The 13,104-nt window shown below is 54.6% G+C and carries 12 protein-coding genes and 1 riboswitch; of the genes, 10 read left to right on the forward strand and 2 right to left on the reverse strand.

Annotation, left to right across the window (positions count from 1 at the left end; translation table 11 throughout):
* Window positions 1-220 precede the first annotated feature (220 nt).
* From AC58P5_RS15250 to sigF, 5 genes are all read left to right on the forward strand, one after another.
* Window positions 221-2,923, forward strand: coding sequence for a CHASE3 domain-containing protein (locus tag AC58P5_RS15250; protein ID WP_497387871.1), 2,703 nt, complete (start codon window positions 221-223; stop codon window positions 2,921-2,923).
* 193 nt (window positions 2,924-3,116) lie between these two features.
* Window positions 3,117-4,292 (forward strand): D-alanyl-D-alanine carboxypeptidase family protein, encoded by a 1,176-nt coding sequence (locus tag AC58P5_RS15255; protein ID WP_497387873.1) that lies wholly within the window; start codon window positions 3,117-3,119, stop codon window positions 4,290-4,292.
* A 120-nt stretch (window positions 4,293-4,412) separates the two neighbouring features.
* Entirely contained in the window at window positions 4,413-4,766 is a 354-nt protein-coding gene (gene spoIIAA, locus AC58P5_RS15260) for an anti-sigma F factor antagonist (RefSeq protein ID WP_497387875.1), read from the forward strand.
* A complete protein-coding gene (spoIIAB, locus tag AC58P5_RS15265; protein WP_497387877.1) occupies window positions 4,763-5,209 on the forward strand; it encodes an anti-sigma F factor in 447 nt (148 codons plus the stop codon). Before spoIIAA ends, spoIIAB begins: the two co-directional genes overlap by 4 nt.
* 12 nt (window positions 5,210-5,221) lie before the next feature.
* Complete coding sequence (gene sigF / locus AC58P5_RS15270; RefSeq protein WP_497387879.1) at window positions 5,222-5,977, forward strand: RNA polymerase sporulation sigma factor SigF; 756 nt, start codon at window positions 5,222-5,224, stop codon at window positions 5,975-5,977.
* Between the two features lie 130 nt (window positions 5,978-6,107).
* On the opposite strand, the gene AC58P5_RS15275 is transcribed toward sigF, so the two are convergent.
* Window positions 6,108-6,317, reverse strand: a complete 210-nt coding sequence (locus AC58P5_RS15275) for a DUF378 domain-containing protein (RefSeq protein ID WP_103995167.1) — start codon at window positions 6,315-6,317, stop codon at window positions 6,108-6,110.
* 194 nt (window positions 6,318-6,511) lie between these two features.
* Here AC58P5_RS15275 and AC58P5_RS15280 point away from each other — a divergent pair, with 194 nt between their 5' ends.
* The 5 genes from AC58P5_RS15280 (at window position 6,512) to AC58P5_RS15300 (ending at window position 11,919) form a co-directional block, all read left to right on the forward strand.
* Complete coding sequence (locus AC58P5_RS15280; protein ID WP_497387881.1) at window positions 6,512-7,153, forward strand: stage V sporulation protein AA; 642 nt, start codon at window positions 6,512-6,514, stop codon at window positions 7,151-7,153.
* Window positions 7,150-7,569 carry a stage V sporulation protein AB gene (locus AC58P5_RS15285; protein WP_497387883.1) on the forward strand — a complete coding sequence of 140 codons (420 nt, stop codon included), beginning with the start codon at window positions 7,150-7,152 and terminating at the stop codon, window positions 7,567-7,569. Before AC58P5_RS15280 ends, AC58P5_RS15285 begins: the two co-directional genes overlap by 4 nt.
* A gap of 18 nt (window positions 7,570-7,587) precedes the next feature.
* Window positions 7,588-9,840 carry a spore germination protein gene (locus tag AC58P5_RS15290; RefSeq protein WP_497387885.1) on the forward strand — a complete coding sequence of 751 codons (2,253 nt, stop codon included), beginning with the start codon at window positions 7,588-7,590 and terminating at the stop codon, window positions 9,838-9,840.
* Window positions 9,841-9,982: 142 nt separating this feature from the next.
* A complete protein-coding gene (gene lysA / locus AC58P5_RS15295) occupies window positions 9,983-11,314 on the forward strand; it encodes a diaminopimelate decarboxylase (RefSeq protein WP_497389091.1) in 1,332 nt (443 codons plus the stop codon).
* A 173-nt stretch (window positions 11,315-11,487) separates the two neighbouring features.
* Complete coding sequence (locus AC58P5_RS15300) at window positions 11,488-11,919, forward strand: peptidylprolyl isomerase (RefSeq protein ID WP_497387887.1); 432 nt, start codon at window positions 11,488-11,490, stop codon at window positions 11,917-11,919.
* A gap of 48 nt (window positions 11,920-11,967) precedes the next feature.
* On the opposite strand, the gene AC58P5_RS15305 is transcribed toward AC58P5_RS15300, so the two are convergent.
* Window positions 11,968-12,231, reverse strand: a complete 264-nt coding sequence (locus AC58P5_RS15305; protein ID WP_497387888.1) for a hypothetical protein — start codon at window positions 12,229-12,231, stop codon at window positions 11,968-11,970.
* Between the two features lie 299 nt (window positions 12,232-12,530).
* Window positions 12,531-12,714, forward strand: a riboswitch (FMN riboswitch).
* Window positions 12,715-13,104: the final 390 nt, after the last annotated feature.

Genomic DNA, 13,104 nt, shown 5'->3' on the forward strand with positions numbered 1-13,104 from the left:
TCCCCAAGCGGAGGAAAGTTTTACAAAAATCTAGTAAAGCCGGTTCGCAAATAATAGAGATCAAGAGTATACTAGTTAAATTGAGCTGATTAATTACGAATGCGAAAGGTCATGTTAGTCAGGCCTATACGAAGTCGTATGCCTTTCGGGGTATACGGCCTTTTTCAGCCGTGCCCTTTTGTTCGTTAAAGAGATGGATAACTAGCTAGGGGGAGTAAGAGTGGCGCAAGCACGGCGTTTTAGTATCCGGTGGAAGATTATGTCCGGCTACCTGCTTATCCTGGTCTGCCTGGGGGCCTCGATATTTGCCGTAAACGGACGGATCGTATCCTTGCAGAACGAAATTGATTTTGTTACCGAGCACGATATTCAGGTGCATGATCTGACGTCAGAGATAGAAAAGCAGCTTCTCGACATGGAAACCGGCCAGCGGGGGTATGTCATTACCGGGGACGACCGCTACCTGGAACCATACGAGAAAGCGCAGGCGAACTGGTTGGCGGATTACGATACGCTTCACGGCCTTGTTGCCGACAATCCTTCCCAGCAAAAACGTCTGGAGGAGCTGCGGTCCGTAATCGAGAAATGGATCGGGGAAGCGGGACAGCCGGTCATTGCCTGGAAAAAAGCCGGGAATGCCCCGCAAATCCAGCAGTATTTTCAAGAAGATCCCGGTAAAAAATATATGGACCGGATTCGTGTGATGATCGACACGTTCCGCAGCACGGAAACGAAATTGACGGTGGACCGGGTAGCTAACCTGGACGAACGGAACCAAGATATGCGGAGCGCCCTGTACCTGATGATGTTTGGCGTGGCGGCCGTAGCCATCGCGGCAGCGGTTCTCATCTCCCGGTCGATCCAGCGAACGATCCACAAGGTAATTCGCGCCATCAACCACCTGGCTTCGTCGGACGGGGATCTATCCGAACGGATCGAGGTCAAATCGCGCGATGAAATTCGCGACCTCGGGGACGCCACGAACCGTCTGCTCGACAACGTGCAGCGTGAAACCGAGGAGAAAACACAGGTGGCGGAGCTGACGACTGCCTTGCAGGGCTTTACGGACACGGCGGCTCTATCCGAAATGTTCGTCCGCAAAGCGGCGGAACTGTTCCGTGCCCCGTACGGCGTGGTCTATGTGCTTCAAACCGTAGAAGGTCAGTACGGCCTTCACCGGATGGCGGCGTACGCGTCCGACGGCGGAGACGGGGAGCGCTCCCGCATGTTTAAACTGGGCGAAGGACTTATCGGACAGTGCGCGGAGGAAAACCGGGTCCTGGCCGTCGACCACCTGCCCGAAAACTATGTGACGGTCCGCTCCGGCCTCGGAGAAGCGGCACCGCGGCATATTCTGATTGCCCCGGCTGCTTTCAAAGGTTCGGTTGCGGCCGTGGTGGAATTTGCCTCCTTCGAACCGTTTACGGCTTCTCAGCGCCAAGTGTTGAGAGAGCTTCTCACTTCGTTCGGCATCATGCTCAACAGTGTGGGAAGCCGCATGGAAGTGGAGCGTCTCCTCCAGGAATCCAGAGTCATGGCGGAGGAGCTTCAAGTCCAGTCCGAAGAGCTGCGCACCCAGACGGAGGAAATGCAGGTCACCAACGAGGAACTCGAAGCCCAGTACCGGGTATCGGAACAAAAAACGCTGGAGCTCGAGCAGGCGTCGCTGGAGCTTCAAGCCAAGGCGGAGCAGGTGCAGCTGGCTTCCCAATACAAATCGGAATTTCTGGCAAATATGTCCCACGAGCTGCGGACTCCGCTGAACAGCATGCTGCTGCTGTCGCAGTTCCTCGCCGAAAATCAGAACAACACGCTGAGTGAAGAGGAACTCGAATACGCGGAGATGATTCATAAGGCGGGCAACGATTTGCTCGGCCTCATTAACGATGTTCTCGACCTTTCCAAAGTGGAAGCGGGTAAGCTGGAAGTCAATTATGAGCCGTTCAATCTGACGGAGCTGCCCGATAAGATGGAGCATCTTTTCGGCAAAATGCTGGAGGACAAAGACGTTGCGTTCAAACGTATGATGGAGCCCGGACTGCCGGAGATCATCCAGACCGACGGCCAGCGGCTGGAGCAGATCGTCAAGAATTTGCTGTCGAATGCGGTCAAGTTTACGCAATACGGTGAAGTAACCCTCACGCTCCGGCGGGCGAAAGAGGACGAAGAGAATGACCTGATGCCCGGTCTCGACTGGACGACGGCACTGGCGATATCCGTCCGGGATACGGGGATCGGCATCCCGAAGGACAAGCAGGAGCACGTCTTCGAGGCTTTCAGACAGGCGGACGGAGCGACAAGCCGGCAGTATGGAGGCACGGGGTTGGGACTATCCATTTCCCGGGATCTGGCCGGCCTGTTGAACGGCTGCATCCATCTGGCGAGCGAAGAAGGAGCGGGAAGCACCTTCACGCTGTATATCTGCTGCCTGGATCGGGCGGATACGGCCAGTCTGGAAGCGGCGTCCGCACTGGAAGCGGAGGCGGCTGCCCTGCCGGCGCCCGCCAAGCCCAAACGCGAAGCTTCCGGCCGGAACGCAACGATTATCGCCGGGAAAACCGTGCTTATCGTGGACGACGATCCCCGCAACGTTACGGCGCTCAGCGTAGCGCTGGAAAGCAGAGGGATGCAGGTGCTGACGGCCGGCGACGGGATCGAATGTCTGGCGCTTATGGAACGTACGCCGGCTATCGACGTCGTGCTGATGGACATCATGATGCCGGGGATGGACGGCTATGAGGCGATGACCCGCATCCGGCAGCGCGAAGAGTGGGCGGAGCTTCCGCTTATCGCCGTCACGGCTAAGGCCATGAAGAACGACCGGGATAAATGTATCGAAGCCGGTGCATCGGACTACATCTCCAAGCCCGTAGATTTAAATCAGCTGATCTCTCTGCTGAATGTATGGTTGAGCGAAAACTGAAAAACTTCTTAAGGATAGAGCGCGGCTGAGAAGCCCGCTCTTTTTGTTGAAGTCTTTTTGTCCCGATCAGGGAATCCCTGGAATATTTTTGCCCGGTTCCGTCAAGACTGCTTAATGAAATTCCCGGTTTGCATACTAGCCACCCAGTTTGTGAATCGTATGTCTAATTGTTGAGCAGGAGGGGTAGAAGACGATGTGGAAGAAAATGAGCTGCGCGGTTCTGGCGCTGAGCCTGCTGCTGAGCGCAGCCGGACCGGCCGCATGGGCCAAAGAAGAGAAACCTCAGCAGGTTGATCTCGCTCCTAATGCGCAATCGGCTGTTCTTATGGACGCGGACTCGGGCGAAATTATTGTGAACAAAAACATGGATACCAAGCTTCCGCCGGCCAGTATCACGAAAATCATGACGATGCTTCTCATCATGGAAGCCGTAGACAGCGGAAAAATTAAAATGACGGACAAGGTAAGCACCAGTGAATATGCGGCTTCGATGGGCGGCTCGCAAATCTTCCTGGAGCCCGGCGAGGAGATGAGCGTTGAAGAAATGCTCAAGGGTATCGCGATGGCTTCGGGGAACGATGCGTCCGTAGCGATGGCCGAGAAGCTGGCGGGCTCCGAGGAAAATTTCGTCGCGATGATGAATGAGCGTGCCAAGCAGCTCGGGATGAACAACACCCATTTCTCCAATTGCAACGGGCTGCCGGCGGAAAACCATTATACCTCGGCGCATGATATCGCGATTATGTCGCGGGAACTTCTCAAACATACCGGCATTACGAAGTTTACCGGCAACTACCAGGACCATCTGCGGAAAGATTCCGCCAAACCGTTCTGGCTCGTCAATACAAACAAGCTCGTCCGTTTCTACTCGGGAGCCGACGGCTTGAAAACCGGGTATACGAGCGAAGCGAAGTTCTGCTTGTCCGCAACCGCCGTACGCGACGGTTTTCGCGTGATTGCCGTCGTGCTCGGCGAACCGAACACGAAAACCCGCAATGCCGAAGTGACGAAATTGTTCGACTACGCGTTTGCCCAGTACAGCAATTTCCCGATCTTCAAAGCCGGAGACGCCCTGGGGGAGCTTAAGATCAGCAAGGGCGATGTCGCTTCGGTACCTCTGACCGCAACTCGTTCCTATAGCATTCTGATGAAAAAGGGCGAAGGCAAAGACGGAATCCGCCACGAGCTGCAGCTTAATCATGATCTGAAGCCGCCGGTCGCCAAGGGACAGCCTATCGGCAAAATCGTGGTGTACAAGAACAACGAAGTGCTGACGGAGTACCCGATCGAGTCTCCCGCCGATGTCAAAAAAGCCGGCTGGTGGACACTGATGAAGAGATCGGCGCGCAGCCTGTTCGGCGGAGAATAAAGTCGCATTTTCCCGCTTCCGAAGAGCTTTTGGCGCTTTTCTTCTAGTTTTGTCAGCAGGCAGGAAATGCCAAAGGGATTGTAGAACTTGTGAGTCATGTGGGAAGGAGTGACATGGCACATGAGTTTGCAAATCGAATTTGAGCACAGAAGTAAAGCGCTGGTCGTTCGTCTGAAAGGGGAACTGGATCACCATACGGCCGATGTGGTCAAAACCCGCATGGAAGATGCCATTTTCCGGCAGGATACCAAGCACCTCATTTTGAGCCTGAAGGATCTTTCCTTCATGGACAGCTCGGGTCTGGGTGTCATTCTCGGGCGCTACAAGCAGATTACGGGCAAGGGCGGCCGTATGGTGGTTTGCGACATCTCTCCGGAAGTTTACCGCTTGTTCGAATTGTCGGGCATGTTCAAGATCGTGTCCATTGAAGACAACGAGAGATCCGCGATCTCCAGTCTGGAGGTCGCGTTATGAGCGAATCGAATTTCATGAAGCTTCAATTCGCCAGCAAGTCCGAGAATGAAGCTTTCGCGCGTGTCGCCGTCGCTTCGTTCATTTCCCAGCTCGATCCGACCATGAACGAGTTGACGGATATCAAGACCGTCATTTCCGAGGCGGTAACGAACTGCATTATCCACGGCTATGACAACAAACCCGACGGAGTCGTAACGATCGTGACGGAAATTGTGGACGAAGAGGTCTATATTACGGTGGAAGACAACGGAGCGGGTATCGAAGATCTGGAAGAAGCCAAACAGCCGCTGTATACATCCAAACCGGAGCTGGAAAGGTCCGGAATGGGATTTACCATTATGGAAAACTTTATGGATGAGGTCGACGTGGTTACCGAAGTCGGTGTCGGCACCCGCATCCGGATGAAGAAGAGAATTGAATCCAAAAAAGCTTTGGTAAACTAGGGGTTTGATACGATGGATGTCGATTTGAAAGGTTCCTCGCACAGTTTCCTGGATGACAGTGAAGTCAAGCGTTTGATCGCACTCAGCCAATCGGGCGATTCGCTCGCCCGGGAACGGCTGGTTAACTCCAACATCCGGCTCGTCTGGTCCGTCGTTCAGCGTTTTCTGAACCGCGGCTACGAAGCCGAGGATTTGTTTCAAATCGGCTGCATCGGACTGCTCAAATCGGTGGATAAGTTCGACTTGTCCTACGATGTGAAGTTTTCGACTTATGCGGTTCCGATGATTATCGGGGAGATCCAGCGGTTTCTCCGTGATGACGGGACGCTGAAAGTCAGCCGATCGCTTAAAGAACTGGCCAGTAAAATCCGCAAGACCAAGGACGAGCTCTCCAAGGGCATGAACCGCCTTCCGACGATCAAGGAGGTCGCGGAAGCGCTGGGGATTACGCCGGAGGAAGTCGTCTTCGCCCAGGAGGCAAGCAAGCCGCTCTCCTCGATCCATGAAACGGTTTTTGAGAACGACGGGGATCCCATCACGCTGATGGACCAGATCGCCGACGAAACCCAAGATAAATGGTTCGAGAAGCTGGCTCTTAACGAAGCCATCGGCGCTCTTAACGAACGGGAGCGGCTGATCGTATATCTCCGGTATTTCCGGGATCAGACCCAGTCGGAGGTCGCCAGCAGGCTCGGCATTTCCCAGGTCCAGGTATCCAGGCTGGAGAAAAAAATATTGCAATCCATAAAAGACCAGATCGCTCAATAGCGTTCTGGTTTTTTCTTTTTCCCGGAGCGGAAGCAAAAAAATCCACGATCCGTCCGCTCGCCGGGAGCTGAAACGTTTCGTGGACCCGTCCCGGTCTTTCCCTCTGGAGCAGGGCCGGGGGAAATCTTGGTTAACGTACGGCCGCATCGTCCCGGAAGAAGAACGAAAGGCTGTAGATGCCCGCCAATCCGACCAGCGTATAAATGATGCGGCTGAAAGCGGAAGATTCGCGGTGCACTTCACCGCCGAAAATCGCGGATACCAGATCCCACTCGAAGATTCCTACGAGAAGCCAGTTCAGCGCGCCTACGATAATCAGGGTAAGAGCAATTCGAGACATGGGTGTTCACCACCTGTTTGGAAGTTGGAAAAGCTTGTTCATTCCTAATGTTCCTCGGCGGGAATTTTTTATACATGATGGGAATTAAGTGCGGTTTGCACCTGCGTGCAAAGTTTGGGAGCCGTTCCTTGGATGATTCTGCCGAATGCGCCGCATACTACTGTCAAAAGGATGTTTTTGGGGGGGATGAGGGTTTGAATCAAACCACAGACGCCTGTCTCTATATCCGTTTGCGCCGCAGAATACGGGTACCGGCACGGGAACCGGTCACCCTGGGGAAGGTCGCCCAGATGATCGTCGAACCCGAATATGAAAGCACGCTACGGGACCTTGTACTGGTCAAACCGAAACTCAAGGACGGCAACCGTATTCTGATCGATATGCTCAGCATCGTGGCGGCTGTCAAGCACATGCACCCTAAGCTGCAGATTGAACATTTCGGCGAACCGCATACGCTGGTGGAGATCGATTCCGGCTCCCGTAAACCCAACTTTTTGTTTCTCGCCGCGGTTTGGGTGCTTCTTTTTATCGGATCGGGCCTTACGATTATGAATTTTCATGCGGACGTCAGCATGCTGGAGGTGCATCAGCGGGTGTACGAGCTTGTAACCGGCAAAAAGACCGAGCACCCGCTGTTTCTGCAAATTCCGTATTCGCTTGGAATCGGAATCGGTATGGCGGTTTTTTTTAATCACTTCTTTAAGAAAAAATTCAATGAAGAGCCGAGCCCGCTCGAAGTCGAGATGTTCACTTATCAGGAAAATATCGACCGCTATACGATAGCCGAGGAATACCAGTCTTTAAACCGCGAGAACAGGGAGAAATCATCCTCATGATTACACTGCTGGGCTGGTCTGCTGCGGTCGTGACCGGACTTGCCGGGGGCATCGCGGTCGGCAGCGGAATGGTGGCTTTCCTGCTTGTGCTGGATATCATACCGAGACTGCTGCAGGTAAGCCGGGCTCAAAACCGCATCCGCAGCTGCGAGATCGCGGTCATTACCGGTTCGCTGGTTTTTACCGTTATGGACTTCTTTAACTGGAAGCTGTCCGCTCCTGTCTGGTGGACCGGTGTTTTCGGGCTGTTTGCGGGAGCGTTTATAGGCATGCTGTCCGCAGCCCTGACGGAAATCATCAATGTCCTGCCGGTTCTCGCCAAACGGGTGGGCGTGACGTCTTATATGGTATGGCTGCTCACGGCCATGATCGCGGGCAAGGTTCTGGGCTCCTTGTTCGAATGGTTTATTTATTGAGGCTGAGGAGGAGTATGCATGAAGAAGTTGATCGGTAAGATGGTAAAAGATAAAGACCGCCGGCACGGGGGGCCGGGCGAAGATTCCGGTCACGATGCCGCCGCCGGTGACAGATCGAAGGCTCACGCCCTCCAGATCGATGAAGCGGGCAATGTTTTTGCCGCTCCGGAGGCGGAGGAGGAGAATGCTCCATCGGGGACGGAGCTGAATGAAGACGCCGGAAATACCGGCCGCGAGGATCAGTTGCAAAGCCGGGGTAAGACTACGGAAGAAATTCCGGAAAAAAAAGCGCCCGGACTGGAAAGGCTCGAATCGGCGCAAGGAGCCGGAAAGCTGGACGAATCCAGGCGTGGATCAGGGGACAGCGGCTCCGCCGCCGGATTGCGAGCCGGAACCCGCGACGACCAATCGGACGGTGCTGCCCGATCCGGTAAAGTGTCTGAAGCAAGAAAGGGCTTCCGGGCCGGACCGCGATCCCCGGAAGAATCCTCGGGCGGTGACACCGGAAGCAAGGAGCGGCATCTTTCAGGGGATAAGCCGGAAGAAGAAGCTTTCGGGATCAAGAAGCTGTTGCAGGATGGGAACAAGGGTCCCATTCAAGCTTCTTTCTCCCGGAAGCGCTCGGCTGCAAATCAAGACGGGCAGCATGAGAGCGGAAGTCAGCCGGAGAACGCGGAAAACAAACGCGGCGCGGCAGGCGACAAGCTGGAGAACTCAAACACCGGACAGCAGAAGCGGGGGAGCGGCAGAGGGGACAAGCAAGGCAAAAAGGGCAACGAGGCGTCTAACGGCGATGCTTCCAAGCCGGTAGATGACCCGATCCCGCTATCGATGCGGGAAGTCAAGGATATGCTGGAAGAACGTTCGGGTCTCGGAACCTCGTTCGACTTGGTGCTGCGCGAAATGGTATTCGGTTCGATCCGCGTAGGCTTCTATTATGTAAACGGACTGGCTAAGGATCAGGTCTTAACGATGATTCTCGACCGGTTAAGTTACGCGGATCATGCCACGATGGAGGATAACCCGGCCGAGAGTCTGAAAGAGTATCTCATTCCGCATATCCAGGTGTCGCCGTACCAGACGATGAAAGAAGTCATCGGCCAGGTTATGACCGGGGCGACCGGCATCTTTATCGAGGGCGAAGGCACGGCACTCGCCGTGGACGCCAAAAACTTCCCGGTCCGCTCCACGGAAGAGCCAGACCTCGAAAGAGTCGTGCGCGGTTCAAGGGACGGATTCGTGGAGACGCTGATGACGAACGTGGCGCTCGTCAGAAGAAGGGTGCGCGATCCGAAGCTGCGGGTCGAAATCATGCAGGTGGGAAAGCGGACGAGCACGGATATCTGCATCGGCTATATCGACGATATTGCGAATCCCGAGCTGGTCGAGGCCATACGCGATAAAGTCAAAAACGTGGACCTTGACGGCATTCCACTGGCCGAGAAGCAGCTGGAGGAAGCGATCGTGGCGAAAGGCTGGAACCCGTATCCGCTGGTCCGCTACACGGAGAGACCCGATGTGGCGTCCGCTCATCTGCTGGAAGGGCACGTTATCTTGATGTCCGATACTTCGCCCAGCGTCATGATCATGCCGTCGACGTTCTTTCATCATCTCCAGCACGCGGAGGAATACCGTCAGCTTCCCATCATCGGCTCCTATTTGCGCTGGGTCCGTTTTCTGGGTATACTGGCTTCCCTGTTTCTTCTGCCCTTATGGTTCCTGATGGTACTGGAGCCCGGTCTCAAACCGACCGGACTGGAATTCATAGGACCGCAAAATCCGGGTAAAATCCCCGTTCTGGTCCAGTTTCTTCTGGCCGAACTCGGGGTCGATCTGATGCGTATGGCATCCGTTCATACGCCGACGCCTTTATCCGTTGCCATGGGGCTGGTTGCGGCCATTCTAATCGGAGACATTGCCGTTAAAACGGGGCTGTTCACGAATGAAATTATTTTCTACATTTCAATCGCGACGATCGGCATGTTCGCCACCCCAAGCTACGAGCTGAGTCTCGCCAACCGGATTGTCCGGCTTATCCTGCTGTTTTCGGTGGCGCTCTTCAAAGTTCCGGGTTTCGTCATCGCATCCACGTTGTGGCTGATGTTCCTGTCTCTCCAGCGCTCGCATACGGCTCCTTACATGTGGCCCTTCCTTCCGTTCAACGCGATGGGACTGCTGAACATCGTGCTGCGCCTGCCGGTTCTGGAGCACAAAACAAGGCTCAGCATCACGCGTTCGAAAGACGGAACCCGCCAGCCTGCGCCCGAATGACGGCGCGTCCGGTCCGGCATGCCCGCTTCCGTGAAAGTTGTATTGTCAGCTAAGTGACATTGTGTTACTTTAGTTAATAATGTAATGGAGAAACAAAACGGAAGCAGTCATGGATACGGATAACGAAGAGGGGAAACGGACGATGCATCTTCATGGAACAAGCCGAGTTAACGCTCAAGGCCATTTGGAAGTCGGCGGTGTGGATACCACGGAACTGGCCGCCCGTTATGGAACACCGTTATATGTTGTGGATGAGGCGCTCGTTCGCAGACGCTGCCGCGAGTTTGTCGATGCTTTTCAAGCGTCCGGGTTAAAATTTCAGGTTGCTTACGCAAGCAAAGCATTCTGTGTCATGGCGATGTGCCGCATCGTAGCCGAGGAAGGACTATCCTTGGACGTTGTATCTGACGGAGAGCTGTTTACGGCGCTTCAGGCGGGTTTTCCTCCCGAGCGCATTCACTTCCACGGCAACAACAAAACGCCGGCCGAGATTGAAATGGCGCTAGACGCCGGAATCGGTTGTTTCGTTGTCGACAACTTCACGGAGCTGCGCATGCTCGATGCGATTGCGGGCTCGAAAGGCATGCGCGTACCGATACTGCTGAGAATAACACCGGGCGTCGAAGCCCATACGCACGAATATATTTCGACCGGCCAAATCGATTCGAAGTTCGGATTCGACCTCGGGAACGGGGCCGCTTTCGAAGCGGTCAAAGAATCCGCCGCGGCGAATCACCTGCTCCTGCTCGGTGTTCATTCCCACATCGGATCGCAAATTTTCGAGGTCGAAGGTTTCCGGGTGGCAGCCGAGAAGGTGGCTCAGTTTGCCTCGCAGGTACGGGATGAGCTACACGTGGTTTTCTCGGTCATCAATCTCGGTGGCGGCTTTGGAATCCGCTATGTGGAAGGTGACACGCCTCTGCCGATGTCGACCTATGTCGAAGCGATCGCGGAAGCGGTCAAAACCCGCTTTGAGGCCGTTTCTTATCCGATGCCGGAGATTTGGATCGAACCGGGCCGGAGTATCGTCGGTGATGCCGGTACGACTTTGTATACCGTAGGAACGAACAAAGATATTCCGGGTGTCCGCAAATATGTTTCCGTAGACGGTGGCATGACGGATAATCCCCGTCCGGCCTTGTATCAGTCCCAGTACGAAGCGATGCTGGCGAACCGGGCTTCGGAACCGTCTCGGGAGACGGTCTCCATCGCGGGCAAGTGCTGCGAAAGCGGCGATATGCTGATCTGGGACGTGGAGCTTCCACTCGTGCAGTCGGGAGATATACTGGCCGTTGCCAGTACGGGAGCGTACAATTACTCCATGGCCAGCAACTACAACCGAATCCGCAGACCCGCCGTCGTTTTCGTGAAAGACGGAATGGCCGACGTGGCGGTCAAACGGGAAACGTACGAAGATCTGGTCCGCAACGATGTCGTGCCGGAACGGATGAAACATATTCAGCCGGTCCGCTGATTTTCAGAGTTTGGGTATGATTTCCCGGAAACGGCCCACAAGCCGGAGGGCTGCCTCCGGCTTGTTTATTTGTACATCCATCTAATATCGAGTACAATGAGAGAGATTGCTTTTCACAATCATGTTACCCGCTATCTAAGCAGGAACCGATACATAAAAGGAGAGTGTCCCACATGGCAAAACAAGCGAAAATCACGATGGCAGGCGGCGGCGAAGTGCTGATCGACCTCTTTGAAAAGGATGCCCCCAACACAGTGGCAAACTTCGAGAAACTGGCTAATTCCGGTTTCTACAACGGACTCAATTTCCACCGCGTTATTCCGGGCTTCGTAGCCCAAGGCGGCTGCCCTGAAGGCGCCGGCACAGGCGGTCCGGGATATACGATCGACTGCGAAATCAATCCGAACAAGCATGAGCGCGGAACGCTTGCAATGGCACACGCCGGCCGCAACACGGGTGGCAGCCAGTTCTACATCTGCTACCAGCCGCAGCCTCATCTCGACGGCCAGCACACGGTTTTCGGCAAAGTAACCAAAGGCATGGAATATGTGGATGCCTTCAAAGGCCGCGACACGATGGAGAAAGTTGAAATAGTCGAAGTTTAATGAATGCACCCAAAAGCCCCTGGACAACCGCTGTAAGAAAGCGGCTGGTCAGGGGCTTTTCAGGATTAAGGAATCGCGGCAAATTTCCGCGTACGCGACACCCAGCAGGGAATCTACGCCGGCTTTATCGAGCCCGTCCCAGAGCCGCGCTTTATCCCATCCGCAGGCTGCCAATTCCTCATGGAGTACACGGCCGGACACAATAACAGGGATCGCGGCAGAGTCGCAGCGGCATGGGTTTGCGGGATCGGCAGCCGCAGTGCTTTTGACGGCCTTCTGGCCCTTCCGAAAAAAGTCTGTGTTCCTTTTCATTTTATTCGGCATCCCTTTCGTATCGGATGTTCGCTATTATTTTCCGGGCATTTGCTCGGATATCCGGATGGCTATAAGCCGATCCGTCCCTCCGCAGCAATCTCCGTTTTCGTACGGTACATAGACAGCACTCCTTGATCGAGACCCGTTCCGCGCTCGTTTCGGCAAATGAATGACCTATCCAGCCTTTCCCCGATTCGGCCCTTCTTATACCGTTTTCCGACCGGACTAGTCAACTTGACACTTGCATTTTGGAAATGACAATGGTACTATTCAGTCAACAATCGAATAAGATTGAATCAATCCTTCGGGGCGGGGTGAAAGTCCCTACCGGCGGTGTTGCCGCAGTACCGGTTATCCGGTCTGCAGCTCAGTCCGTGACCCGGTTTGTCTGTTCTTTTAAGCGTTCGAACGCAGGACAATCCGGCTGACTTGGTGAGAGTCCGAGACCGACAGTTAAAGTCTGGATGGGAGAAGGAGAACGAAACGATTCAGTCTGCATACGCAGCTTTACCTGCATTCGCGCAGCAAGGGCTTCTTTAAGTACATACACGGCCATGTTCCGGCCGGCTTATTTGTGCTCTGAAGTTCATACGCAGCGGCGAGAACGGACGATGGGCCATTGCGGCCTTAGCTTGTGCGTCTTTCCACTGCCGTCATTTCCGATGACGTCCCTTTTGCAAGCGAGATTCGAATGTTGGGTAGCAGCACGTTTCTTTGGCATACCTGCCGGAGAACCTCGTATCCGGTCCCAGCTAGGGCCGGCGGTATTTTCACGTACCCGCAGACTGGCTTCACGCACGTTCTTGCTATTCCATAAAACCGCCCTTGTCCGAAACGGACAGGGGCTTTTTCAGGTTCAACATTTTGGCG

It is taken from the genome of Paenibacillus sp. JT31N7 (assembly GCF_059692095.1).